Annotated in this window: 23 protein-coding genes; 9 read left to right on the top strand and 14 right to left on the bottom strand. The window is 67.5% G+C overall.

What is annotated here, in order from left to right:
• Positions 1–3: 3 nt before the first annotated feature.
• Positions 4–909 (bottom strand): helix-turn-helix domain-containing protein, encoded by a 906-nt coding sequence (locus OG718_RS21560; RefSeq protein ID WP_328844888.1) that lies wholly within the window; start codon positions 907–909, stop codon positions 4–6.
• Positions 910–1,461: 552 nt separating this feature from the next.
• Positions 1,462–1,752, bottom strand: coding sequence for a hypothetical protein (locus OG718_RS21555; RefSeq protein ID WP_328844887.1), 291 nt, complete (start codon positions 1,750–1,752; stop codon positions 1,462–1,464).
• A 309-nt stretch (positions 1,753–2,061) separates the two neighbouring features.
• Here OG718_RS21555 and OG718_RS21550 point away from each other — a divergent pair, with 309 nt between their 5' ends.
• From OG718_RS21550 to OG718_RS21525, 6 genes are all read left to right on the top strand, one after another.
• A complete protein-coding gene (locus tag OG718_RS21550) occupies positions 2,062–2,502 on the top strand; it encodes an XRE family transcriptional regulator (RefSeq protein WP_328844886.1) in 441 nt (146 codons plus the stop codon).
• A 42-nt stretch (positions 2,503–2,544) separates the two neighbouring features.
• Complete coding sequence (locus tag OG718_RS21545; RefSeq protein ID WP_328844885.1) at positions 2,545–3,057, top strand: hypothetical protein; 513 nt, start codon at positions 2,545–2,547, stop codon at positions 3,055–3,057.
• Positions 3,054–4,262 carry an MAB_1171c family putative transporter gene (locus OG718_RS21540; RefSeq protein WP_328844884.1) on the top strand — a complete coding sequence of 403 codons (1,209 nt, stop codon included), beginning with the start codon at positions 3,054–3,056 and terminating at the stop codon, positions 4,260–4,262. The genes OG718_RS21545 and OG718_RS21540 overlap by 4 nt, the downstream gene beginning before the upstream one ends.
• Positions 4,259–5,671: an amidase family protein gene (locus OG718_RS21535; protein WP_328844883.1), complete on the top strand. Its 1,413-nt coding sequence runs from the start codon at positions 4,259–4,261 to the stop codon at positions 5,669–5,671. The genes OG718_RS21540 and OG718_RS21535 overlap by 4 nt, the downstream gene beginning before the upstream one ends.
• 175 nt (positions 5,672–5,846) lie before the next feature.
• Positions 5,847–6,440, top strand: a complete 594-nt coding sequence (locus tag OG718_RS21530) for a hypothetical protein (protein WP_328844882.1) — start codon at positions 5,847–5,849, stop codon at positions 6,438–6,440.
• Between the two features lie 198 nt (positions 6,441–6,638).
• Complete coding sequence (locus OG718_RS21525) at positions 6,639–8,612, top strand: hypothetical protein (protein ID WP_328844881.1); 1,974 nt, start codon at positions 6,639–6,641, stop codon at positions 8,610–8,612.
• Positions 8,613–8,719: 107 nt separating this feature from the next.
• Here OG718_RS21525 and OG718_RS21520 read toward each other — a convergent pair whose 3' ends face one another.
• The 3 genes from OG718_RS21520 to OG718_RS21510 all read right to left on the bottom strand — a co-directional run bounded on the left by OG718_RS21520 (position 8,720) and on the right by OG718_RS21510 (position 11,365).
• Positions 8,720–9,136: a hypothetical protein gene (locus tag OG718_RS21520; protein ID WP_328844880.1), complete on the bottom strand. Its 417-nt coding sequence runs from the start codon at positions 9,134–9,136 to the stop codon at positions 8,720–8,722.
• A complete protein-coding gene (locus OG718_RS21515) occupies positions 9,133–9,576 on the bottom strand; it encodes a hypothetical protein (RefSeq protein WP_328844879.1) in 444 nt (147 codons plus the stop codon). Before OG718_RS21515 ends, OG718_RS21520 begins: the two co-directional genes overlap by 4 nt.
• 343 nt (positions 9,577–9,919) lie before the next feature.
• Positions 9,920–11,365, bottom strand: coding sequence for a restriction endonuclease (locus OG718_RS21510; RefSeq protein WP_328844878.1), 1,446 nt, complete (start codon positions 11,363–11,365; stop codon positions 9,920–9,922).
• Positions 11,366–11,960: 595 nt separating this feature from the next.
• Between OG718_RS21510 and OG718_RS21505 the strand changes: the two genes are divergently transcribed.
• Positions 11,961–12,326 carry a hypothetical protein gene (locus OG718_RS21505; protein WP_328844877.1) on the top strand — a complete coding sequence of 122 codons (366 nt, stop codon included), beginning with the start codon at positions 11,961–11,963 and terminating at the stop codon, positions 12,324–12,326.
• Between the two features lie 122 nt (positions 12,327–12,448).
• On the opposite strand, the gene trpC is transcribed toward OG718_RS21505, so the two are convergent.
• Together trpC and OG718_RS21495 are read right to left on the bottom strand one after the other, a co-directional pair.
• Entirely contained in the window at positions 12,449–13,447 is a 999-nt protein-coding gene (trpC, locus tag OG718_RS21500; RefSeq protein WP_328844876.1) for an indole-3-glycerol phosphate synthase TrpC, read from the bottom strand.
• Positions 13,447–13,971 (bottom strand): SigE family RNA polymerase sigma factor, encoded by a 525-nt coding sequence (locus tag OG718_RS21495; protein WP_328844875.1) that lies wholly within the window; start codon positions 13,969–13,971, stop codon positions 13,447–13,449. The genes trpC and OG718_RS21495 overlap by 1 nt, the downstream gene beginning before the upstream one ends.
• Before the next feature lie 641 nt (positions 13,972–14,612).
• Here OG718_RS21495 and OG718_RS21490 point away from each other — a divergent pair.
• A complete protein-coding gene (locus OG718_RS21490; protein ID WP_328844874.1) occupies positions 14,613–14,759 on the top strand; it encodes a DUF6233 domain-containing protein in 147 nt (48 codons plus the stop codon).
• A gap of 138 nt (positions 14,760–14,897) precedes the next feature.
• Here OG718_RS21490 and OG718_RS21485 read toward each other — a convergent pair whose 3' ends face one another.
• The 4 genes from OG718_RS21485 to OG718_RS21470 all read right to left on the bottom strand — a co-directional run bounded on the left by OG718_RS21485 (position 14,898) and on the right by OG718_RS21470 (position 19,733).
• Positions 14,898–15,545, bottom strand: coding sequence for a hypothetical protein (locus tag OG718_RS21485; protein WP_328844873.1), 648 nt, complete (start codon positions 15,543–15,545; stop codon positions 14,898–14,900).
• Between the two features lie 195 nt (positions 15,546–15,740).
• Entirely contained in the window at positions 15,741–16,655 is a 915-nt protein-coding gene (locus OG718_RS21480; RefSeq protein WP_328844872.1) for an NUDIX hydrolase, read from the bottom strand.
• Between the two features lie 73 nt (positions 16,656–16,728).
• Entirely contained in the window at positions 16,729–18,684 is a 1,956-nt protein-coding gene (locus tag OG718_RS21475) for an ABC transporter ATP-binding protein (protein WP_443055132.1), read from the bottom strand.
• Positions 18,685–19,238: 554 nt separating this feature from the next.
• A complete protein-coding gene (locus OG718_RS21470) occupies positions 19,239–19,733 on the bottom strand; it encodes a hypothetical protein (RefSeq protein ID WP_328844870.1) in 495 nt (164 codons plus the stop codon).
• Positions 19,734–19,745: 12 nt separating this feature from the next.
• On the opposite strand from OG718_RS21470, the gene OG718_RS21465 reads away from it, so the two are divergent.
• Positions 19,746–20,207, top strand: a complete 462-nt coding sequence (locus tag OG718_RS21465) for a hypothetical protein (RefSeq protein WP_328844869.1) — start codon at positions 19,746–19,748, stop codon at positions 20,205–20,207.
• 2 nt (positions 20,208–20,209) lie between these two features.
• Here OG718_RS21465 and ltrA read toward each other — a convergent pair whose 3' ends face one another.
• The 3 genes from ltrA to OG718_RS21450 all read right to left on the bottom strand — a co-directional run bounded on the left by ltrA (position 20,210) and on the right by OG718_RS21450 (position 24,330).
• Positions 20,210–21,640, bottom strand: coding sequence for a group II intron reverse transcriptase/maturase (gene ltrA / locus OG718_RS21460; RefSeq protein ID WP_328844868.1), 1,431 nt, complete (start codon positions 21,638–21,640; stop codon positions 20,210–20,212).
• Positions 21,641–22,378: 738 nt separating this feature from the next.
• The gene (locus OG718_RS21455) at positions 22,379–23,317 is read right to left on the bottom strand and encodes a hypothetical protein (RefSeq protein ID WP_328844867.1); all 939 of its coding nucleotides are present in this window, start codon (positions 23,315–23,317) and stop codon (positions 22,379–22,381) included.
• 350 nt (positions 23,318–23,667) lie between these two features.
• Positions 23,668–24,330, bottom strand: a complete 663-nt coding sequence (locus OG718_RS21450) for a hypothetical protein (protein WP_328844866.1) — start codon at positions 24,328–24,330, stop codon at positions 23,668–23,670.
• Between the last annotated feature and the right edge of the window lie 24 nt (positions 24,331–24,354).

Here is a 24,354-nt window from a genome sequence, read left to right as displayed (position 1 = left end):
TAGTTACTCCGTTCCAGTCGGTTCATCGACGGCAGCGAGCAGGGCGGCCATGTGCGCGTCGGCGCGGGTCATGCCGGCCTGCGGCGCGGGGATGCCGCCGGGCAGGGCATAGAGGTTCGGGCGCTGGGGGGTGGGGCTGTGCTCGCGGGCGATCCAGGCCCGCCAGTCGGCAGCCCAGGCGGCGGCGGAGCGAGCGCTCCAGGTGCTGCGGTGGTGGCGCCACTTCGCGTCGGCGGCCTGGACGCCGTGCTCGCCGAGGCGGGCGAGATGCCCCTGCTGCTGAGCCCAGGACAGGCTCGCGTCGTCGGCCTGCCAGTCCGCGGCGGAGGTGAGGTCAGCAGCACCACTGCTGCTGTACCTACGGTTCACCTTCGGTTCACTACGGTTCTGGGGGTCAGGTTCAGACCCGGAGGGGGGTTGGATTCTGACCCGGGGAGGGGTCAGGTTCTGACGAGGGGGTGCAGATTCCGACCCGGTCAGATCCTGACGACGGGGGTCGGATTCGGACCCGGTCTTGGGCCAGATGCCGTGCTTGCGTAGCCGCTCGTCGTCCAGCTCGGGTACCGGGTCGGTGTCCGTCAGGGGCTCGACGTACGCGCCGGGGTCGTTTTCCCGGGCCGCCGCGACCTTGGCCAGCCATGCAGCGGCGCGGGGGAGCCGATAGACCGTGCTGTGCTGCGGTCCGCCGAGATCGTCGAGCACCTCGAGTTCGCCGCTCTCGGCCAGCGCGACCAGGGCGCCGCGCACGGCGTTGCGGCTCGCGTTCGTACGCTTCATCAGCGAGGTGAGGGACGCCCAAGCGACGCACTGCTCGTCGGGGATCCGGTCGGCGATCGACAGCAGAACCAGTCGCGCGTTTCCGCGGCTGGCGCTGTGCTCCCACGCCCATTCGCGGGTGTCCCGGCTCATCGGGTCACCGCCCAAACGGGCCGGGCGCTGGGGGCCGGCTCCGGCGCGAGGGCGCCGGGCAACCGGTACGCGTCCAGGGAGCCAGGCGGCGAAGCGAGGACGGCTGCCGCGCGAGCCGGGGACACCGGCCCTTTGCGCAGGGCAGGCGGCATGTAAGACTCTCCTCCGTAGTGAAACCCGCGCCGGTGTGCCTCGTAGGAAAGGACCGGTGCGGTGAAGGTGGGTAAATCTCCGCCCTTGCCGGGGCAGGAGTACCATTTGGCGTTCGGCGTCCGGGAGTTACCGCTCCTTGGACGCCGTCGCTGTGCTCGGGGCTATCTCACCCGGCTAGATCGCGCGTTCCGCATGTGGCTCCTAGCGTCGTTGGCCGCCGAGCGGGGTGCCCGGCGGGGGACGACGAACATATGCAGACCCTGCGGCAAGATCCAGACCTTGCTAAAGGACTCTCTACAAGTCGCAACGGAGGGCGGCGGCACCTGTGCCTACGGGTGGAGGCAGCGGGCCGCGAAACGGGCAGCAGGCGGATCGCCCCGACGTACTCGGAGATGACCTTCACTGCGCCCCCTCGTGTCTCATGCCACAGCGCAGCGCAGTGGCGAACAGCGCGAGTCCAGCGTCGCCGAACATGGCAGCGGGCTCGGCGGCACCCGCCATGTCGAGCAAGTCGGCGGCGAACCGCTGGCTGGTGTTGGCGGTCCGGGCGATGGCGGTGAGGGAAGTGCCCCACACCGCGGGCGCAGACGGCCGCGCCGCTCCGGTGCAGTCGCGGCGGCGCAGAGCCGCCCATCGGCCCACGAGTATGGCGAGGGCTGGCAGCGCGCCGCGGTGCCCGAATGACCTCACGGAATTACCCGCACGGGCATCGCGAAGGGGATCGAGCGTTCCCACTATTGCCTCGGTACCTTCTATTCGAAGATCAAATTTGTTCTGTAATCACGGACGCGACTAATCCCGCCAGGCAAAAGTGACACGTGTCACGCATACCGTGCGCACCTATCGGTAAAAACGGGCAGACCATCCCGAAGGATGGACGGGCGAACGCGGAGCGCGTTTGCAAGGTAGAACTTTCCATACGCAAGATCGGTGCGTCAACTGGCGTTAATCGCGGAGTACAGTGGCTGAACCATTGTTAACCCGCACCCTGGAAGGATCATGGAAGAGCCACCCGAGGAGCCGATGGGGCTTCATGCGAAGAAGCTCAGCGACCGGCTCAATCGCCTGTTTGAAGCGGTCCACCCGCCCGATCGTGGCCCGTACAGCAACGCTGAAGTGGCTGAGCTGATGGCTGAGCGAGGGCTTGAGACGGTGACGTCCACCTATCTGTGGATGCTGCGCACCGGTCGCCGCGACAATCCGACGAAGCGTCATCTTGAAGCCCTGGCAAGCTTTTTCGGTGTTCCGGCCGCCTATTGGTTTGACGATGAGGTCGCCGAAAAGACCGCAGAGGAACTGAAGTTGCTGGAATTGCTCCGTGATTCCAAGATCAAAAACGTGCTCCTTCGCCTGTCCGACGTCTCGGCGGACGGAAAGGAAGCGGTTCTCGGTCTCGTGGACGGCGTGCGAAAGATGGAGGGGCTGCCGCCCTCCAACTAGCCGAATTCTGGCTATAGTTCAGAAAATGATCAAGGAATGAAAATGTGGTCCACGGGTAGGTGGCGCCAGGATGACCCCCTGGCCGAGCTGAAGCTCCCCGACGTCACGAACATCCGCGACCTACGCGACGAGGTCTCTCGTCGTACGGGGCGCGAAGTGATCCTGCAGGCGCAAGAGCAGGCGCCGTCGGTCTGCGGGGCGTGTGCCGTCCTTGAGGCCGTCATCTACGTGTTCTACGACCCGCGGACCAGCCCCCTGCATCAAGATCAGATCATCGCTCACGAGTTCATGCACCTCTTTCTTGGGCACCACGAGGCCCGCCCGATGTCCGCCTTGGCGCCGGCGCTCATCACCACCATGGACCCGGCCATCGTGCAGATGATGCTTGGGCGGACCAAGTACGACGAGGCGGAGGAGCGCGAGACCGAACTCCTCGCCTCGCTCCTGCAGCGCGGGATCATCGACCGGTGGCTGCGCAGCGACGAGTCCTCCGGCGACGAGGTGCAGGACCGGGTCGCGCACACCCTGCTGCGCAGGCGGGAGGCTCGACGGTGAAGGACTTGCTTCACCCCATCAGCCTCGTGGTCGCCGTCCTGGGGTTCCTCTGCCTTCTGAGGGATATCCCCGCCCGGCGCCGCGACCCCGCCACCACGGCCCTGGCCGCCGTCTTCCTGCTGTCGGGCCTATCGTTCCTGTTCTCCATCACCCCGATGTGGAACTACCTCGACCGCGTCCTGGGCACCGTGAACATCTCCGTTCCCCTGGCCCAGGGCTGCGTGATCGCGCTGATCGCCTGCCAGCAGGTGGTTCTCACCTACTGGGGATCACCCCCGGACATCGCCCGCAGGAGAGCGCGGGCCTGGCTCGGCGCCGGCCTGGCAGTGATCGCGGGGCTGCTGGTGCTCTTCGCCCTGCTGACGCCCAGCGCGCCCAGGCCGATCGACTTCACGCTGTACTACGCGCACGACAACATGTACGACGCGTATCTCACCCTGTACGTCACCGCGTACACGATCGGTGAGGTGTTCCTCGCCCGTGGCTGCTGGCGCCTTGCCGGGCGCAGCAGCCGTACCTCTGTCCGCGTCGGCCTGCGGCTTGTCGCTCTGGGTGCCGTCGTCACCTTCGGATACAGCGGCGTCCGGACCGGCAACGTGATCGCCGGCGCCTTCGGCACTTCCCTCGCGGGCTGGGAGAACTTCGCCTGGACGTGCGGCGACGTCGGCGCCATGCTCACCCTCATCGGCTGGCTGGTGCCCACGATCACCGACCAGGCCAAGAACGTCCAGTACCGGTTCAAGCAGCACCTCAGCTACTACCGCCTGCGCCGCCTGTGGCTGGCCTGCTACAGCGAGGCGCCCGAGATCCGTCTGCCAATCGACCGGGGCGATCCCGCTCGGAGCCGCCGCTTCCGCAGCATCGGGTTCAAGCTCTACCGGCGGGCGGTCGAGATCCGCGACGGCCGCTTCGTGATCCGCCAGTACCTCGACGCAGGCGTCCGCGAGAGCAGCGAAGCTCGCCACAGTGCGCGAGGGCTCTCTGGCGAAGAGCTGAACGCCGCTGTCACGGCCGACCAGATACTCGCCGGCATCGCCGCCCGCAAGACAGGCGAGCGTCCCCATCCCGACTGGCTCACCGACTTCGCCGATTCCGACCCCGAGACCACCCAGCCCATGGACGACATCGATGCCCTCCTCGCCGTCGCCCGCCACCTCCCCCACCAACGCGCCCGCACCCCTCACTCCGAGCGAGCCTCCGCATGACCGACCTGACCCGCCAGCCCGCCCACGTCCAACTGCGCGCCCTGGACCGCCGCGAGATTTCCAGCCGCGAGCTCCTCGACCTCCACCTCGACCGAATCGACGCTGCCACGCTCAATGCCGTCATCACCCGCGACGACGACGCGGCCCGGCAAGCTGCTCACTCCGCCGACGAACGCCGAGCCCGCGGCGAGGCCGTTGGGGTCCTCGACGGCCTTTCGATCACCATCAAGGACAGCTTCGAAACGGCCGGCCTGCGCACCACCAGCGGAGCCGAGGAGCTGGCGGACCACATTCCTGACCAGGACGCCGACGCAGTCGCGCGGCTTCGCCACCAGGGCGCGGTGATCATGGGCAAGACCAACATCCCCGCTTACTGCCAGGATCTCCACACCGACAACGCCCTCTTCGGCTCCACGCTCAACCCGCACGACCCAACGCGGACAGCCGGTGGCTCCTCGGGAGGACCTGCCGCGGCGGTCGCCGCCCACCTCACCCCCGCCGACCTCGGCAGCGACCTTGCCGGCTCGCTGCGCCTGCCGGCCCACTACTGCGGGGTGTACGGACTGCGGCCGACACACGGACTCGTTCCGGCCCGCGGCCATGTTCCCCGGCCGCCGGGCTGGCTCACCAGCAGCGACATGGTCACGCCGGGCCCCCTGGCTCGCCACCCCCGGGACCTCGACCTTCTGCTCGCCGCGCTCACCACACCGGCACCGGCTGAGGACACGCCCTGGCGCGTAGATCTGCCGACGGTCGGCAAGAGCGTCGAGCGTTTGAGCATTGCGATCTGGGCCGATGACCCGAACTGCCCCGTCGACCACGAGACCGCACAGGCCCTAGTCACCCTTGAGGAGACTCTGACCGCAGCCGGAGCCCTGGTCCGACACGTGCCCGGACCTGTTGGCTTCACCGACTCCACACGCCTGTTCGAACAGCTCCTGCATGCCACCGCGACGGCCACCACCAACGACGAAACCGCTGCCGCTGAACTCGCTGCCACACGACAACTGCACGACGACGACACCAGCCCCCGCGCGATCTTCCTCCGTCACCGGACCCAAACTCACCGCAGCTGGCTGCGCGCGAACGAAGAACGCGCACGACTTCGATCGGACTGGCAGCGGTTCTTCACGGAACACGACGTCCTCGTCACACCGGCCGCACCAACACCCGCGATCCCGGCAGGCAGCCGCACCCTGACGGTCGACGGCCAGGAGCGGAACTTCTTCGACCAGACCGGCTGGGCCAACCTCACCAGCCACATCGGCCTCCCCAGCCTGGTCGTACCAGTGACCACGACCGCCCAGGGACTGCCCATTGGCGTCCAGATCATCGGTCGGCCGTACGCGGACCGCGTTCTGCTTGCGGTGGCGGACGGACTGGCATCCTTGCTTCGTGCCTCTGCGTGAGGACGCAGCCGTCGGTCCTAAGTTGGACGCTGCCCGGGCTCACCGACGACGCCCGGGAGGACGGTCGGGGAGAGTACCGAGTCTGCGTCGGCCCATGCAGCGCATCCGCGCGGCCGGGGCTGGGGGCTCGGGCCGGTGTTGGCAGCATGACGGCGTCGCTCATACGGTGGCGGCCATGACCCAGACCCCCGACCAGCGCAGGGTGAGCGAGATCGCGCGTTCGCTCAACCGGTACGAATGGCGGCCCACCGCTGAGGAAGTCAAGTGCGGTGCGGAGTTCTTCCAGCTGGTTCAGCGCCTGGAGGAGGCGGAGCACCCGCGTTTTCCCCGGGATACGAGCGCGAAGCCGTGGACGCTGCGCCTGCACACGGAGAATGTCGCCGTCCTGGCCGAGGAGATCACCCTGCTGCAGGAGGAATTCCTGCCCCCCTGGCGTGAACGCCTAGCCGCCGACTCACCGATGACCGAGTTGGTTGACCTGCACGTCCGGGGCGCGCAGCCAATCGTGCGGCACGCGGACGCGGTCCTGGCTGCCTGGGAGCACACCACCCTGCCGGAGCCGACCGCGGAGGAGATCGGCTACCGCACCCGGCACTCAGGTGCGGCAGCCAAGGACGTGGCGGCCCGGCTGCGGTACGACATCGCTGCCACCTGGGAGGATGAGCCTGCTCGCCGCTCGCTGTGGGAGGAGATGGGGCCGGCCTGGAACTATCTGGGGGCGGTGCGGTCCACGATGATGGCCGCGGTGAGCGGGGACGTCGAGTACTGAAGCGAACTCACCCCACATCCAAGTCCATTCGGCGCAGCCGGTGGAGGGGTGCCGTCCCCTTCTGTAGCGGTGCCGTAAGACGCACCCGCTCAGCGGCAGGGTGCGTTGGCCGCCGGGGCGCGTCCTCCGGGCATCATGGGCTCGCAGGTTCATCACAGCCATGAGGATGGGCAGTTGCCTGCTGGATAGGATCTCGGCATGCCGAACCGCCTTGTACCGCACTGGAAAGCGGCGTATGCGCGAGCCCTGCAGCAGCACGTGCTGGACGGCAGCGAGCGGGACGTCCTCGCGTTGATCCTTGCGCTGGTAGCCGTTGAGGACGGCACCGCGATCGAGGACATCTCCCTGTGGTCCGTGCGCTACCGGCTCGGCGATCCAAAGCAGTTGCACCAGAAACTGACCGCCCTGCTACCCGGCCCCCTGAACCACGTCGCCACCACGGTGGCGGACGCGAGGAAAGAGTCGACCCGAATCCGGATCGACGAACTCGTCGATGAGCACGGGAACTTCATCGGCCGCGCGGACCTGGAAGACCTCTTCGCGCAGGAGATCGAGGCCGTCGTCCGTGACCGTGGCGCCTTTGCAGCACCCGCCCCGCTGGAAGGCCGGATCTGGCGCCGGTGGGCCGCTCTGCAGGCACCCCACGGCATCCCCTTTGAGGACACCCTCACGTCGGAGGAACTCACGGCCCACGACGCGATGGGCCGAGACGGCGGCTATGAGGCGTCGGGCAAGACCGTGTTCGAGCACAGCGTGCAGCGCCTTATCCAGTTCCTCGACAGACTGCTCCTGCCGGCCAGCGGTGCGCCGCCCCTGTACGGCGAGGTGCTGGTGACCGGCGGTGTGCACGAGGGGCGCAGCGGTCGGCTGAACGCGGTTACCTGGAGCGTCGATGACGAGCAGCGGGCGTGCTGTGAGCCGCCGGCCTCGTTCACGATCAGCTTCGATGACCGTCACGGCAGGGCGGACATCGCCCCGGCCGATGTGATGCCCTTGCCGCAGTGGGACCGGCGCTTCGCCGTGGTGCACGCAGGCCAGCCCATGCCCATGGAGTGGGGCGCCTGCGTGCTGCTGGCCAGCCCGGAACTCGATGCGTCCTGGCAGCACAGCCTGATCGCGGAGCTGGAGGACGGCTGGCAGCAAGTGGACCGCCTCGTTGTGCTCGTCCCCCACCGGTCCGACGGCCAGATGCTCTCCGATGAACAGGGGCAGTGGCTTCGCGGCGCCTACGCATGGGCCGATGAGATCATCAGCACGCGCGCACCGGCCCCCGCTCCCGGCGCGCTCCACACGCCTGGACCTGTATTTGATCTTGAAGGGGCCAGTGACCGTCTGATCCTGCAGGTGGCCACGCCCGACGAGGCGACCCGCCGGTGGGCGGGGCAGCGTGCCGTCCCCGTGGCACAGACTCCGGCCGATGCTGCCGCCGCCGTGCTCAAGCGCCTTGACCGCGGCTGGCGCCGCCAGGGCGGGGAGCGCCAGGTACGGCTCCCCGTTGTACGCAACTACGGCTACCACCAATGGCGGGATGCCGTGCGCCAGGCCGGCCGGCTGCTCGATGCCGCAACGATCGACTGGACGCACGCGAATCCCCGCCATCCGGGAGAAGCTTCCTGGTGGGCGATCACCGCACAGGTGAGGCACCCCGACGATCTCGTCACCGAGGAATTGGTCGTCGGCCGGGGCGACGTGCTCAGCCTCATCGCCTTTCGGCGGCACCCGGTATGGACCGACAGTGAGGTCGTCCTCCTGCGCCACCCCATCAGCCTCGGTGCCCCTCCGCCGATCGCCGGGCCGACCAGGTTCCCCCTGCGCCTGCCGACCGCAGACTTCGACAGTCCACGCCATCTCCGAGGAGAGCACCAAGACCAAGGCGTGCCGGCGCTGGCCAACGAACTCGGCCTGGTTGTCGACCGAGCCCGGCTGCGTTCTCTGGACAACCGGCCGGAGTCCGCTCTCCTGGCCGCCCAGCGCCGCACCTGCTACCTGGAGTTGACCGACGACGAGTGCGAGGACCTCAAGGCCCGGCACGAGACGTGCGATGGCACCGCCGCGGCGGGAGCAATGGAGGTCCACCGTGTCGCGGACCTGCTCTCCTCCCGTCTGCCAGGTGATGCACTGGTCGACTGGGCCACCCTTGGCGTGATCATGCGGGCTGTGGTTCCCACCTGACCCCTGCGAGAGGCGACATCACCGCAGTGGCTCCCTGGTGATGACTGAACCCGTCTCGGTGCGACAGCACGCGCTTGACGGTGCTTGTGGCATCTAGGGTCCGGGGCTTACGGGGTCGTGGCCTGCGGGACGTTGCGGATAGCGGCGAGCAGGGCGAGGACTCCGGCATCGTCGGTGTTCTGGGTGGCGCGGATCAGTCCGAGGACCTGTCGGGCGACGGCGTCGTCGTCCCGGTTGCCGCGGTGACGGGCCCAGTGGAGCAGCGTCTGCCCGTACAGCGTCATCAACCGATCGTCGAGTGTGCCTGCGATCGGGGCGGGACGGCGCAGATCAGTGAGTACGGACACGGTGGCGTCGGGGACCTGGCCGACGGACGCGATCCAGTGCAGTGCGAAGCCGGCCGCGACCCAGTCGAGGGTGACCGGCGGCGGCACGCTCGCCCGGATCTGCGCCAGCCGAGCCATGTCCTGGCGGACGACGGCCTCCAGGTAGTCGACGGCCTGCAGCAGTTCGTCGCGGTTCACGGTGTTCCTCCCCGGATGATGTGCCGGGCCGAGCCGAGCACCAGCAGGGTCTCCTCGTGGTCGCCGGGAGGCGCTCCGGCCATCAGCTGCAGCCAGCCCAGAAGGACCAGGGCCAGGTCCTGGGCCTCGGTATCGGTGGGGTTGTCGTCGGCCCATGCACACAGAGCCATATGGATCAGCGCCGACGCCTGCGCTCCGCGGTCGGTGGCCATCGTCTCGTGAGCCGTGTGGAGCTCGGCCTCGCTCGTGGTGTCGCTGATCTGGAATGCCTGGTTCAAGAGGGCCGGAATCAGCTCGTCTGCCATACCTGCGATCGTGGAGGCGATCTGTCCAGGCGCGGCCAGGATCCGCGCACTTGACGCGGCTTTCGACGCGTCCTGCAGGAGTACGGCTTCGAGGTAGTCGAAAGCGGCCGCCCACTGAGCCGGGGACATCGTCACCGGTGCCCCCGCACGTGACTCTGCTGCGACGTGAAAGTGCTCTCCACCCGTATTCCCCTTCTCCTGCGCGCAGTTGATGCGACAACCCCACCGAACGGTATCGACGTTCGCGTCACCACGGCCACCGTAGACCCTCGCCCACCTGCGAAGTGATCCGCCCGGACTGCCCCTGACAGGTGGACTGCACCCGGCCAACGAACCGCACCACGCCGTAGTCTCCGCCGACGGACGCACCCGAACTCTGCCAGTGGGAAAGAAGCAAGAGACCGTATCTGGCCCACGTCCCACGGCCCCCGGCCGGCTGGCTCTTGTGGTGCTCCCTCGGGTTGGTCTGTGCGATCGATCACCAGTCGGCGACGGGGCGGAGGACGCGCGCGTCCGTCGTGCGGGCCTGCTCCCACGTGTACAGGCGGTAGCCGTCGGGGATGTCGTTTAGCGGGTGGTGACTGCGCAGGCTGCACACGATGATGCTGCTGGACTCGAGCTCGCCCGGCCAGCCGTCCGGGGCGGACGCCACGTCCGTATCCCGCAAGGGGTTCTTGGCCACGATTCCGATCACCCATTCGTCGGGAGGCTTGGGCAGGTCAGCGGCTTCGTCGTCGGCCAGGTCCAGCTCGTCGAATGGGAACGGGTCGTGGGAGACGAGGTAGCCGATGACTTCCAGCGGTAGCGGCTCCGGGAGCCAGTCCCGCGTGACGGCCTTGGCCGTCATAGGCCGGAAGTAGCCGGTGCCGACGGCGTCGAACTGCTCGAAGACGTGACGGAGCGGTTGGGTGTCCAGTGGGATGCCGGTGAGCTGGAACGACACGTTGCAGTGCTGGACCATGCGTGAGGGGTGGCTGGCGACGTCTGCGGCCAGTGTGTAAAAACCTCCGTCTTGGAACGTGTCGACGTAGGTCACCTTTTCGGTGTGGTGCACATCGCCCTCGTCCAGGCCGTCGTAGCGCTCCTTCCAGGCTCGCAGCGTGTCGAGGAATTCGCGGGCGCCCACGCCGTGCCAGTTGCGGGTGGCCTGCTGGATCGCCCACTGGGGCTGGGAGGTCGTCCAGCCCAGCGACGCCAGGGCGGACAGGAGGTCGGCGAGCCCGTTCTCGTCGAAGGCGCCGATCGGCAGATCGAGACACACTCCGCTCCCGTCGGCCGGCACCCAGTCCACGTCCGGGAGCTCCTGGACGAACACCAGGTCGGTGAAGCCTCCGTCGCCCGCCACGTACGTGAGCGGGGCGAGGTCAGTGCCGAGCAGCCTGAGATCGGAGGCGGGCAGGTCGGTAGAGGGGCGCCGCCTGCGCCGCCGGGGCTTGGCACCGGCGGCCAGATGCACGCGGCCGTGGGTGACGAGCTGCTCCCGCTTGCGGTGCAGCAGCCCCGCCACGGACGCGGGCGCGGCAAGCACCTCGGCCAATTCCTCCTCGCCGAGAAGGAGCACCAGTTCTTGCCCGCGGCACTTCGCCGCCTCTTCGATCACGGTGTCGGTGAACCCCGACACGCTCACGATCACACCGATGACCTGGGACGATGCCGCCCGCTGCAACCGCCGGAGGACGGCGTCGAAAACGTCCACGTCGGCCGGGGCGTTCTGCCACTTCGCCTCGATCAGGTACCACACGTCGCCGTAACGGGCCACGAGGTCTGTCTGCCGTGGCGCTGCGATCCCCGCATCACGGTCGACACGGAAGTGCGCCTGCTGGAAGAGCCGCTCCAGGAGCTGCTCGAACTTCCGGCCCCGCTGGTGCGCGTTCGTCACGGCGCGCAGGCGCGTGAAGTCCGTCGACAGAGGTCCCCGTGGCATCGTCGCCCCTTCATCCGGCCATCACAAACGGCAGGAGGCAGAGTTGCACAAGTCGAGGTCCTCGTCGGACGCCCAGTGGAAAGGAGCACGCATGGTCTCCTCGTGGCCGCTTGGTGTCCGGTGACACTGAACCTTGACCGCTTGCCACTGAAGTTTGACCGCGTGGGACTCGGCGGCTTGGAGGGGAGATCGCCGAGATAAGCGCAAAGGGGCCACGGGACGTCCTGAAGCCTTGAGTGCCCGGTTTACTTCGGCGGCGGGCGGCGGGGTCGCGCTCGGCGACCGCGGCGACACTGGGACGGGCCTACAGCCCCAGCCCTCAGTGTCGGTGCTTGCCGCCGGAATGCGACGGCAACGGGCGGCACGGAGCTCCAACGTACACTGCACCGTTGTGGCGATACCTGACACTTGCCCGAGCTGCGGCGAGACCGATGGCTCCTGCATCACGCTCACGCCGCTGCTCGATCGGCCCGAAGCTGTCGTCGGGTGTTTCGCTCATCTCTGGTTCGACGTCCGCAACCGTGAGCCGTATGCGAACCGCGAGGAGTGGCTTGCGGCTCTTGAAAATTTCGCGCCCACGGCAGCCAGCGAGTCTGTGAAGGCAACCGAGACCCTGCGGACGCTGGAACTGCGGGAGACGGGGCAAACCATGGCCATGCCCGATGGGCTCATGGAGTACACCGGCTGTGGGGACATTGCCCTCGACATCCACGAGTACCTCGGTCCTGTCGCCATCTGCCCAGACTGCATGCAACCCCTCGGCAAGCACATCTTCGCTGCCGGAGCGGCCTACTGCTGGCAGCACTTCTCCCAGCAGTACCGGCTCATCAACTGCCCGCACCTCGACGACTTTCCCCGTGACGCTGACGTACTCAAGGCCGAGATGAGCAGCCAGGTATGGGCGACCGTCAAGGACCGGTTCCCTCTGGTGCCTATCCCGTACGAGGACGACGAGGAGTAGGGCGTACGGCGAGTCGAGAACTCCCTCGTGCGTGGGTGTAGCTCGTTCTGAGGGAGGGTGCCATGGTGTGGACCGCCTACTGCACAAGGCGCAGCTTGGCCGGGTACGAGAGACACGGTTCCTCAGTTACTGCGCCTGGCGGCCTCCTGGGCACCGGCAGCGACAAGGTCGGAGACAGCCGACCGCGGGTCGCGACCCGTGACCAGTGACTCGCCCGCGAGTACCGCGTTGGCGCCCGCGTTGGCGTACGCGATCAGGTCGTGCGGCCCGCGCACGCCCCCCTCGGAGACCTTGACGATGTGGTCGGGGATCCTCGGCGCGAGCCGCTCGAAGGTGCCGCGGTCGACGTCGAGGGTCTTGAGGTTCCGGGTGTTGACGCCGATGACCTTGGCGCCCGCGGCGACGGCACAGTCGACCTCGTCCTCGTCGTGGACCTCGACGATCGGCGTGAGCCCGATGGACTCGGCGCGCTCGATGAGCGACTCCAGGGCGGGCTGGTCGAGGGCTGCCACGATCAGCAGCACGAGATCGGCGCCGTAGGCCCGGGTCTCCCACAGCTGGTACGAGGTGACGATGAAGTCCTTGCGGAGGACCGGGATGTCCACGCGGGCGCGGACCGCCTCCAGGTCGGCCGGCGAGCCGCCGAAGCGGCTCTGTTCGGTGAGGACGGAGATGACGGCCGCGCCGCCCGCCTCGTAGTCGGCGGCGAGCGCCGCCGGGTCGGCGATCGCGGCCAGCGCGCCCTTGGAGGCGCTGGAGCGTTTGACCTCACAGATGACCTTGACGCTGTCCCCGCGCAGGGCGGCGAGACCGTCCTTGGCCGCGGGAGCCTTGGCCGCGCGCTCCTTGAGCTCGTCGAGGCTGACACGCGCCTGCCGCTCCGCGAGGTCGGCACGGACTGCGTCGATGATCTCGCCGAGAACGCCCGACGGTCGAAACGACGGGACGCGGTCCGGCCGGACGGTGTCTGGTGGATCCGAGGGCGTGGGAGTCCTCGCGGCGTGGGCCGCAGCACGCCGCTTGAGGTTGTCCAAGCGGGCCGCCAGGTCCTCGGGGGAGTATTCGACGTCTTGTGTCGCCTCGTGCAGCAGCCGCTTGAAGTCGTCGGATTCCTCAGCCATCAGCTCTGCCCCCCTTTCCTGAACTCATCCGCGTAACTCGGCTCCAAGCTCTTGGCCAACGCAGCACGACCATCGTGCAGTGTGGATTTGACCGTGCCCGGCGCAATTCCCAACGTCTGCGCTACCTCGTCAACAGTTTGGTCGAGGAAGTAGTGCAGCACCAGCACCTCGCGCTGCCGCTCGGTCAGACCGAGCAAGCCGTTCACCACGTCGGACCGCCTCTCGACATCCTCGGCGGGCTGCGGTTCACACGCGTTGGGGAACGGCCACGCCCGCCGGGACAGCTCCTGTCGCCGGACCACCGTTCTGCGCAGCTGGCGCCACTTGTAGACCGCGATCTTCGCTACCCAAGCCTCTGGTCTGTCCAGGCGTCCGACCTTCTCCCAGTCGCCCAGGGCGACCAGGAACGCCTCCTGCGCCAGGTCCTCGGCCGTGGATCGGTCGGCTCCCAGCACCACCAAGGCGCGCACCACCGCGGCGAACCGCGCCACGAACAGTTCGTCAAAATCCGCCGCCGTCGTCACCCGCACCGCCGTGGCGCACCCGTAGGTCCAAGGTCGTCGTCCTGCGGGTCACGCCTCCGCAGGTGAAGATCGCAGGCATTGGGATCGTGGTGGATTCGAAGCTCCGCGACGTTGTGGCGGTCTGTGTCGAGCACAGCGACCAGTGTGGCGCGACGAGCGCGCTCGTACAGCACCTTCGCGACCGCCCGTGCGGTGATCCGGCTGACACCGAGCACCGTAAGAGCGACGGCCAAGGTGATCGGGCTGCTCCCCACGGAGCTCCTCCTTCCAGGTCGGCAACAACATGGACGACGTCGTCACCCATCAACTGCCACAGGAAGGAGCTTCGGTTGGGCTGGCGAGCACTTCGATCTACACGGACGGCCGGCCTGCGCGAGTGCCGAGATCAACAGGGCCGCGCGGATCGATGTGACGAGGCGTTCGTGATCTTCCCTCTTCCGCCACCCGTGCACGTCCCTCAAAACGAGCCACACCCCTCGTGCGTTCAGCAGGCCACCGAACGTACTCGTGGCTTCAAGATCGCATCATTGCCCCTAGACCCGTATCGCGGCGATACCCCAAGGAACGGCAGGCCAGCAGCATCCGCACGACTAGCCGGCTTGGCCCGTCGTAATCGAGCACCGGTCAAACTTCAGTGGCGAATGGTCAAGGTTCACCGAGGGGACTGCTGGGCAGCGGCGAAGAGCGGGCGATGTCATCCGGCGAGTAAGGAGCAGGTGGTGGAGGCCCTGCAGAGCCACGTGGAACCGTGCGGATTCCGCCGTTCTGACACGGAGTTGGGCTTCTGACATGTCATCGCCCGCCCCACGCCGCCGGCTGGCGTTCCCGCTGCAGACAACCTGGTAGGCCAGGACCGAGGGCTCGCCGGGGAGGGCGGGCGTGAACTTGTGGTCATTGGGCGTTGAGGTTGTGAGAGCGAGATGAGATCAAGCGGTTCCCAGAGGAAGGCGCGCGATGGGGTCCCAGCTCATCTTCCAGCGGACGTTGTCGTCCGGTGTCGGGTGGGCTGTCCAGCGCACGTCGAGAAGGTCAAGGTGCGACACGGTCAGCGGGGCATGGCTGGGGGTGATCTTGCGTAGGGCGCTCTGGAGTGGGTCAGAGTCGGCGTTGCCGTAGGCGTAGCCGAGTGACGCGTGCCCGCGGCCACCGCTGTCGGTGATGGCGGGCCTGTCGTGTACCTCCCACAGGGCGTTGCGCACCAGGTTGCGCAACGCGCTAAGGCCCAGGTCGGGATAGGTGTCGAGGATGGCTCCGGTGCGATTGGCGATCGGGGAGCCGCATAGGACGGTGAACGGTTCGACGCCGGTCAGCCGGGCTTTCAGTGCGGCGATGAGGCGAGCCCGCTCGTCGGTGCTGATGCCGGTGCTGGGCGCGTAGGCGTCCATCTCGACGGTGATGTGCACCAGGTCGTCGGGCAGGCACCAGACGGGATAGTCGTGCAGGACGGTACGGCACTCCGAGATAAGGGTGAAGAGGTCGGAGTCGACGGCAGGGTCGGGAAGGACGTAGAGGTGAAGGGCTCTAACGCCAGATTCCCAGTCCTGTTGCCTGAAGGAGGGGGTGAAGGGCTGCAACGGTGTGCTCCTTATCCGGCAGTGCGGCGACGGATTTTGTGGACGTGGCGCAGGGGGAGGTGTTGGCCGTGAAGTGCTGTGTCTCAGGCAGTGGCCGAGGTCTTGTCCACGGCTGCGTTGGTGAGGGATGCGGGTGGGGCGGGCATCGAGGTGGTCTTCATGCCCTGGGGCGGTGAGGGAATTAGTGGGTAGGGATCAGGCCCAGCCGAGTTCCGTGTAGGGGCGTCCGTGCCGGATACCGTCGATGGCGGCCCGGGTGTACGCGACGGTGGGCTCGGGGAGGGTGCCGGCGGGCCACCAGCTCCAGCTGACGCATTTGTCCGGCTCCAGGACTTGGGGTTCGCCCTGCCACGTTCGGGCCCGGAAGACCAGCTGGAGGCGCGGCTGAGCGCCGGGGGAGTCGACGAGGTGGACGGCGTGCACGAGGTCGACGTCCTCAGCCTTGATCACCAACCCGGCCTCCTCCCAAGCCTCCCGGATCAGGCAGGCGATGGCGGATTCCCGTTCGCAGTGACCGGCCAGAAAGTGGTGCTCCAGGGGCGCGTAGGCGGAGTCGGGATGCCGCAACCCGAGCAGGATCTCGCCGTCCCGTTCCAGGTACAGATGGACGCCGATAACGTTCGGCACCGTCTTCGTGCCGGCATCGCGTAGGCGCAGCACCGGCAACGCGTCGGCGGCACCACCGTCCGGGCGTGGGCCCTTCTGGTGGTGGCGGATGACGGCCGTGGTGCCGGGGTCCATGGTCAGATACGGGATCTGCTCGGCATCGGTGAAGCGCAGCATGATCCCCTCGGTGAGGGGCAGCAGAGCGGGGTCGCCGTCCCACGTCCCGGTGTACACCTGGACCCGGCTGGTGGTCCGGTCGTCGGCGTTGGTGTCCTCGACGACGGCGAGCGGGACGAGGTCGGGGATGTGCAGGCCGGCCTCTTCCATCAGTTCGCGGGCGATGGTGTCGTCGAGGCTTTCGCCGGGTTCGGGATGGCCTCCGGGCAGGGACCACTGTCCGGCGCTGCAGATGTTCTTGTTGGCGTCCCGCAGATGCAGCAGGTAGCGGCCGTCCGCGCTGACGAGCAGCGCCGCCGTGGTCGTAGTTAGCACTGGTGCGGTCACGGAATCCTCCATCGGTACGGCGGGCAAGTGGTGGGGTCGTCGCGCCCCAGGGCCGGGGCGCGACGTAGTTGGGTCAGCGGTCTGTGGACAGGGCCAGAAGTTCGGCGAACAGGCCACCGCCGTGGGCGAGTTCGTCGTACGGCCCGTGTTCGGCGATCCGGCCGTGTTCCATCACGATGATCCGGTCGGCGATCTTGGTATTGACCAGCTGGTGGGTCACCACGATCGTGATCCGGCCGGCCGCGATGGTCTTGATCTCTTCGAGGATGGCGTGCTCGCCGCGGGCGTCCATCTGGCTGGTCGGCTCGTCCAGGATCAGCAGGCTTGACCTGCGATACAGGGCCCTCGCACATGCCAGGCGCTGCCACTGCCCGCCGGACAGTTCCGTCCCGCCCCACAGCTCCCGGGCCAGCAGCGTGTCCAGGCCGTCGGGGAGTTCCTCGACGGCGTCCCGCAGCCCGACCTCCTCCAGTGCCCGCCACACCAGGTCATCGCCCGCCTCGCGGGGCTGGCCGAGGGTGACGTTGTCGCGGACGGACAGCGGCCACTGCGCGAAGTTCTGCGGCACCAGCCCGGACAGGTCCCACAGGCTGTCGGGGTCGAGGTCGGCGACGTCGCGGCCGTTCCAGGAGACGCTGCCCTTGTCGGCCAGGAAGATGGCGGCGAGCAGTCGGGTGAGGGTGGACTTCCCCGAGCCGTTCTCGCCGACCACGGCGAGGATCTCGCCGCTGCGCACCGCCAGCGACACTCCCGCCACGGCCGGGTTGTCCTTGCCCGGATACCGGTACTCGACCTCGTCGAGCCGGATCTCTTCCACCGGCCGGCTCGGCGTGAACTCGCCTCGGTCTGGGGCGCGTTCGGCGGCGTAGTCGAGAAAGCCACCCATGTCCGCGAGGTAGAGGGAGGTGTGGAACATGGCTGCGCCGTAGATGACGAGCTGACTGAGGGCGGCGAGCGCGGTCTGCACCGCGACGACCGCGGTCGCGGCGATCGACGGCTCGATCCGTCCGCTGGCCGCCAGCCAGGCCAGCCCCGCCCAAGTCGCGACGAGGAAGAGGCCACCGATCGCCGAACTGACCAGCACGATCCGCAACATCTTCGGCGCCGCGGCGAGGGTGCGCGCGTCGATCCGCTCCGAGATCGACCGGTACCAGAACACCAGATACGAGGTCATGCCGTTGGCGCGGATCTCGTCGGTGAACTTCACGCTGGTCGCCCAGCCGCGCAGGTTCTGTCGAACATTGCGGTCGCCCACGTTGGCGTAGTGGGTCTCGTAGTTGACGCGGGCGTGCAGGACCGCGCCCACGCCGGCGGGGACGACGGCGAGCAGCAACAGCGGCAGCAACAGCGGGTGCAGCACCGACAGCACCCCGCTCGCGCTGACCATACGTACGACAGCGGCGGTGAACCGGGTGGCGTCCTGCACCATCACGTGGCTGCGGACCACCCCCATCTCCGCCGCCTCTTGCCGGTCCGCGCAGCCGTCCTCCGCCCGCGCGGCGGCCTCCATGCGGCACACCGCCGCCACCAGGGCGCAGTCGGACTCGGTCGTCAACCGCGGGGTGATCCGGCCGTCCGCGTATGAGGACAGCGCGGTCGCCACCCGCCCTGCCGCTGACGCACAGGTGATGACCAGCAGGGCCGGCAGCGCCTGGTGGAGCCGGTCGTCCACCTCACCGTCGGCCAGGATCCAGCGCATCGCACGGGATGTGGCGGTGAGCAGAACAGCGGCACTGATGCCGATGGCCAGCTGGCAGCTCGCCAGCAGAAGCACGGCTCGCCGGTCGATCACCCACGCCATCCGCGCGGTCTGCGCCAGCACCGACGGAAGCCGCCGGCACATCTGCGCAAACGATGCGTCCGTCAGGGGATTCTTGGCGTGCCGGCCGCCGTAGCGCAGCTCGGCAGGCGGTGGAGGCGGCAACCGGAGCGGCGCCGCCGTATCAGGCGCCGGAGAGGCGGGCTCGACGCTCACCGGCCACCTCCCCTCGCCCTGTCCGTAAACGGGGAGGCAGACGCAAACGGCCATGAGGCCGTCGGGAGCTCATTCGGGGCAGCCTGAACGGCAGGCAACTGGGCACCTCCAGCACCAACTTGGGGGGATGGCTGATGACGACCGGAACAACGACGCGACGTCCGTCTTCGAACGCACGTGTTTGGGTCGTATCCTCAGCCGCCCAATCTCGCGGTCCGCACGCTCGTGGCCGTTGATTCAGGCGGGTCCACCACATGGCGGCGGTGGCCGAAACACCGACGGCCGAAACGGATGAGGCCGATGAGGTGGGTGGGATGACGGCATGTTCGGGGCGCGGAGCGGCTTGATCAGCCTGGCGGGCCGACCGGTTACGCATTGGCGCGCCCGCGGCGGAGTTCTCACTGGGCACCGTCTCCCCCTGCAAGTCGGGGAATTTCATTTCTGGAGCTGATTCACGGTCGGTCAGTTCCTCGATGTCGTCGAAGAAGGATCGGAAGGCACTCGTTCAGCGGGTAGGGCGTGTCGTCTCGCCGCCCCGACGCGTCAGACGGGCAACCAGCAGGGACTTCGGAGCACGGCTGGGGCGTCTTCGTGCCACGTCGGCCCGGTTACACGGCGGTGCTGAGGATCTGTTGCACGGCGTGCAGCTCGAAGGTGGCGATGACGAGCGCGTGGTCGGTCACCCGTCGGACGTCCTCGGTGTCGATGACCTCGACGCGCCGAAGGGCCGGCGCCCAGTCGGGGGTGCCGAGGATCCAGTCGATGCGTTGCGGTGGGCCCTGGTCCGTGCGCTTCAGGCTGGCGGTCGGAGCCAGCGCCCCGGGCTGCCCGAGAACAGTGCCGGCATGGTGCGCGAGGTCGGCGAAGACGGCCTTCGGACCGCCGGTGAGGATCTCACTCGGGCGCGTGTCGCTGACGCGTACGCCGTTGCGCTCGATGGTGCGGTGCTGGAAATGGACGGGGTCTTCAACCCCTGCCCAGACGAGCATTTCGGAGACCTCGTCGGCACTGCGGTGGGGGTAGCTGTTGCCGTCCATGCCCGTCAGGGCGGTGCGGCGGTGGTCGGCCAGGGTGGTGAACCGCCGGGCTTCGGTGGCCCGCATGTCGGGATCGAAATGGCACAGGTGGCCAGACGCCAGATGAAGCGTCTTGGGGCAACCCTTAAAGCGCACCTGGACGTGGCAGATCGCCTTCCACGGCAGATCGTGATCGGTATGCGCGACGATCTCGAACAGCTGAGGATCAACCATCACGCCCGTCGGGTTCCGGCTGCGGCCTTCGCGCGGAGACGCCATGAACGGGAACAGTCCGCCGAGCGCGGTCGCCTCCTCGAACAGGGCGCGTTTGCCGTGGTCCCAGGCACCGGTCAGTTCCTGCCGGAAGACGATGTGCGGCCGGTACGAGGCGAGGATGCGATGCGCCAGATGACGCGTCTGGGCGCCACCTCCGTTGTAAGGTCGGCCCGGGGCGCCCTGCCAGCGTTGCCGCTGGTGGGTTTCCCCGGACCGCCTTCCGAACCCGGCGTGCCCGTCTCCGGGCACCGGGCTCTCCACAAGTCCCGCTCGGGCATTCTGTGATCTCACGCTGTCACCGTCCAGGGTGTCGGGATGCTGTATCCGCGGAACCGGTATCGCGTGGTAGCCATCCGGCCAGGCTGGAACAGCTTCCCGCTCTCCGTAACGGGCTCCCAACCGCCGTCGCAATAGACTCGGCGGAACCCACTCAACCGCATTCCTTTGTGTTTACGGCACGCCCAGATGAACACCCTCTTCCACGTGTAGTGGTTGAGGTACTGGAACGTAACCTTCGACACTCCGGGGCGGAAGTAGTTACACCACCCGAAGAGCACCGGATTGAGCTGGTGCAACAGGGCGGTGAAGGGAAGGTTCGTACTGCTCCGGCACATCTTCTTGACCTTCTCCTTGACGGCGTTGAGCGCCTTCTTGGAGGGGTAGTTGTAGACATACCGCCTGTCCGTGCCCCGCTTGAGATGGCGCTGGATGTGCCACCCGAGGAAGTCAAACCCCTCGTCGATGTGCGTGATGAACGTCTTCTCCTCCGACAGGGTGAGCCCCATCGGTACGAGAACCGAAGCGACCTCGTCGCGCACGGCCTCCGCGTCTTCGCGGGTGCCCCACACAAGAATCAGGAAATCGTCCGCGTACCGGACCAGCCGATAGTTTCCGAGTCCCTGGCGCCTGCGCTTCCTGCGCTCGTAGGAGGTCGAGTTCGGCCCCCCGTCCATACCGGCCACGTACTCGTCCAGCACGGAAAGGGCGATGTTCGCCAACAACGGTGAGAGGATGCCTCCTTGCGGGGTGCCGGTGCGGGTTTCCCGTGCCTGGCCGTCCTTGGAAAGAATGCCTGACTTGAGGAATGCCTTCACCAGGTCCAGGACGCGTCTGTCCTTGATCCTGCCCCGCACTCGGTCCATCAGGGCCGGGTGCGAGATCTCGTCAAAGCACGCCTTGATATCGCCCTCTACCACCCACTCATAGCTCTTGGATGCCATCATGCGAGTCTCAGCGATTGCATCGTGGGCCCGGCGATTGGGGCGGAACCCGTAGGAACACGGGAGGAAATCCGCCTCGAAGATCGGCTCCAGCACCAGCTTCAGAGAAGCCTGGACCACCCGGTCCGCCACGGTAGGGATGCCCAGACGGCGCAGCTTTCCGCCCGCCTTGGGGATCATCCTTTCCCGCACCGGTACCGGCCGGAACGTCAGCTCTCTGAGCTGAGAGCGCAGTTTGTCGAGGAACCCCTCGACGCCCTGTCCGGCCTCGATGGAGTGGACCGTCTTGCCGTCCACTCCGGCCGTGCGCGCCCCCTTGTTCCCTCGTACCCGGTACCACGCCACCAAGAGGAAGGCGGGATCGGCCACGAGGTTGAACAGGTCATTGAACCTGCGATGTTGATCGTCGTTTGCCCAACGGTGCAGCTTGGTCTGGATCTCCAGTACCCGGCGTTCGGCCTTAGCGACCGCCCACTCCAGTTCGTCGGTATTCACCATCGTCCTCCTGGCATTCCAGCATCCTTACTGCTGACTTGCTGGCCCCCTTCGCCATGTACGTGCCTCTCGCACGCTCGGACTACTACGGGGCCTCCGTCCCACACTGCGGCCGTCAGTCGGCAACGGACCTTCCCACTTTCCGGACTGGATGCCCGGAGCAGAGGGGAACCGCAGGCGGTTCCCACGTTCACCACATAACCGATTGGCCAGTTAGGCGTCCGGCTATACCCCGGCAGCATCTCCGTACCTACGCCGCAGACATTCGGCACGGCCTCCTCGCCGATAAACACAGTCGGCTTCGGAGTTGCCCCCCTAGTAAACAGAGAGGGAGCACGCACTGCATCACGGCCCATATCCACCAGATTTGAGCCGCTGGAACTGTTACGGGGCTTCGAATGCCGGTTCACTCTCGTTACACCTTCTGACCTCGCTTGCCCGACCCACACCATCTGGTAGTTCTGGCGCGTCCAGGCTTTGTCAGGACTGCTCCTGCCCTTGTCGGCGTTCCCCGGTTCGGACTGTCCTCAGCTTCTTCCGGTCGGCTGCGACCGCCGGAAGGCGGGGGTCTTACACCCCCACTCGGTTATGCAGCGCCTCGTGGCGCACGTGCTCAAGGTTCCAGCAGGCAACGCGCAGTTCAGTGCCGTCGCAGGTCAACAGGTCTCCTTCTTCGGGTTCGAGCAGGACACCGCGAACTGGTCCGCGTGGGAAGCCGGACGGCCCGGGTGGGCCGGTGTGTCAGGCCGCAGGGCCGAAGCGGTCGAGGTAGATCTCGATGACGGCATCGAGGTCGTACGTCACCACCACGGTGTGGTGATCACTCAGGTCCTTCATGTCGACGACCTCGGCATGCACGACGGCGGGCAGGAGAAAGTCGGTGGTGTAGACGCGGTCGACCCGGTGGGCCGGGCCATGGGTGTCCGATGAGTCCACGGTGGGCGCGACGGCGGCCAGACCGGGGCCGTCGGGCTGGAGAGCGGCGTGCCGTGCCGCGTCCTCCAGACCGGCGGTCAGCAGGATCCGGTCCGGGCGGGAGTCCATCACCCGCTGGCCGGGGGCGATCTCGTAGCTGCGGTGCGCGCGGTGCTGCGGATCCTTGATCTCCGCCAGGGTCGGGATGGGCAGTTCCCCGGGAACGAGCCTGTCGGGGTCGATGTAGCTGTTGCCGTCCATGCCGACGGCGAGGACGGGCAGCTTCCGCTCCACCTCGCCGTCGGGGGTCAGGTACGTCTCGACCTTGTCGGCGAACCGGGTGACGTCCTCGGTCTGAATCGGTCGGAGGGAGGGCGAGTTGTAGGACAGGTGTGCACAGGCCGCCACCAGGTCGACGTCGTCGGTGCCGCGCACCCGGAGGGTCATCGCGGTGGGCGGTAGCAGCCAGTTCGGCCAGTCGGTGTCCCACAGGGTGACCTGCTCGAAAACCTCCGGGTCGTAGTACAGGGACGTGGCGCCCATCCCCGGGCCGAGCTCCCCGGAAAGGCCCAGGATGCGTTGGGAGGCGTTGAACAGCGTTCTTCCGCTTCCGGTACGGGCATGCCCGGGATTCTCCTGGCGGCACAGGATCGTCGGCTTGAGATCGGCCAGCCGCTGGTGCATGGCCAACCATTTCTTTTTTTCGCCACCGCCGTTGCGCTCGAAGTTGCAGCTGGCGATCTTGATGTGTCGAGGTGGTGTCATGACCTTCCCAGAGGGTGCTGATGATGTTGTGCAGTGCGTTTGGGTACCGCCCTGGCACTCGTCGGTACGGCGTGAGAGCGGTCCTGCGGCAGGCCAGGGCTTCACGGTGGGGCCGCGAACGCTGCGGAGATCTCCGCAGCTTGGGTCGTGGCCGGTGTGGCAGAGAGAGGTCTCAGCGAGCCCCGGCTCGAGCCCCGCCATTCATCGGTGAACTGAGCGCCGTCAGTGCGGCTGCACAGGACGAAAGCGCCGATTGGCACCACGTGCAGACCGTTACCCCAGTTGGTCCGTATCTATCGGATGGAGGCCCTCGGTGCCTTCGGGGAGTGAGCGGTGGGGGTTCAGTGGCGCTACTCCCGCAGGACCGTGCCTTTACGGTCCGCTGGCCCACCGCCCTGCGCTTCCCGCACGCGGCCCGCGCCGACGTCCATCGCAGGGGCGCCGGGATGCCCACCCAGGAGCCGGGCGAGTGCCTTGTTGAGCTTGCCCTCGACCTCGTCGGTGAGGTCCTTCCCGTCCGTAGTGACCACTCGCACGGAGTTGGTGCTCGCGCTGGTGGCCCCTTTCCGGCCGCTGCGGTATCGGGTTTCGAAGGCCACGTGCAGGGTCGCGTTCGAGGACGTAACGGCAATCACATACCGCCCCTTGCCGTCGCGGCCGACGCAGACGGAGATGTCGTCCCGGCCGTTCAGGCGTGTCTCGCACTGGCGGAGTTCTTTGCGGATCTCCACCGGAAGCGTCTCAGGATCACCGACGGGAATGAGAGCAGGGAGGGTTACTGGAGCGTCAACGTCGGCGGACATACGTTCCACCAACGCGTGGTACTCCGGCCATGACTGCGGTGTCAGGCGTCGCTCGCCGTCATGGAACAACTGGTAGTCGGAGCGTTTCCATCCTCTGCTGCTGCGTCGGAAAACGGTCTCGATGCGCAGGCGACCGTTGACGTGTGTGAGATGGATGGCGACTGCGCCCTCGTAGGCGATCACCGGCTCAATCCCGGTTTCACGGGCCATGATGTCGGCTTCACGCTGCACCGG

It is taken from the genome of Streptomyces sp. NBC_00258, from assembly GCF_036182465.1.
In the GTDB taxonomy this organism is placed as follows: Bacteria; Actinomycetota; Actinomycetes; order Streptomycetales; family Streptomycetaceae; genus Streptomyces.
The sequence above is the reverse complement of the archived record's forward strand: the minus strand, read 5'-3'. Positions and strand labels throughout refer to the sequence as shown.

Bases quoted from the DNA above. Each gene is read 5' to 3' on its own strand.
- OG718_RS21530 (WP_328844882.1), top strand. From the start codon at position 5,847: ATGACCCAGACCCCCGACCAGCGCAGGGTGAGCGAGATCGCGCGTTCG.
- OG718_RS21550 (WP_328844886.1), top strand. From the start codon at position 2,062: ATGGAAGAGCCACCCGAGGAGCCGATGGGGCTTCATGCGAAGAAGCTC.
- OG718_RS21465 (WP_328844869.1), top strand. From the start codon at position 19,746: ATGGCACAGGTGGCCAGACGCCAGATGAAGCGTCTTGGGGCAACCCTT.
- ltrA (WP_328844868.1), bottom strand. From the start codon at position 21,640: ATGGTGAATACCGACGAACTGGAGTGGGCGGTCGCTAAGGCCGAACGC.
- OG718_RS21470 (WP_328844870.1), bottom strand. From the start codon at position 19,733: ATGCGGGCCACCGAAGCCCGGCGGTTCACCACCCTGGCCGACCACCGC.
- OG718_RS21560 (WP_328844888.1), bottom strand. From the start codon at position 909: ATGAGCCGGGACACCCGCGAATGGGCGTGGGAGCACAGCGCCAGCCGC.
- OG718_RS21525 (WP_328844881.1), top strand. From the start codon at position 6,639: ATGCCGAACCGCCTTGTACCGCACTGGAAAGCGGCGTATGCGCGAGCC.
- OG718_RS21535 (WP_328844883.1), top strand. From the start codon at position 4,259: ATGACCGACCTGACCCGCCAGCCCGCCCACGTCCAACTGCGCGCCCTG.
- OG718_RS21455 (WP_328844867.1), bottom strand. From the start codon at position 23,317: ATGACACCACCTCGACACATCAAGATCGCCAGCTGCAACTTCGAGCGC.
- trpC (WP_328844876.1), bottom strand. From the start codon at position 13,447: ATGGCTGAGGAATCCGACGACTTCAAGCGGCTGCTGCACGAGGCGACA.
- OG718_RS21475 (WP_443055132.1), bottom strand. From the start codon at position 18,684: ATGGCCGTTTGCGTCTGCCTCCCCGTTTACGGACAGGGCGAGGGGAGG.
- OG718_RS21490 (WP_328844874.1), top strand. From the start codon at position 14,613: ATGGTCAAGGTTCACCGAGGGGACTGCTGGGCAGCGGCGAAGAGCGGG.
- OG718_RS21545 (WP_328844885.1), top strand. From the start codon at position 2,545: ATGTGGTCCACGGGTAGGTGGCGCCAGGATGACCCCCTGGCCGAGCTG.
- OG718_RS21450 (WP_328844866.1), bottom strand. From the start codon at position 24,330: ATGGCCCGTGAAACCGGGATTGAGCCGGTGATCGCCTACGAGGGCGCA.
- OG718_RS21510 (WP_328844878.1), bottom strand. From the start codon at position 11,365: ATGCCACGGGGACCTCTGTCGACGGACTTCACGCGCCTGCGCGCCGTG.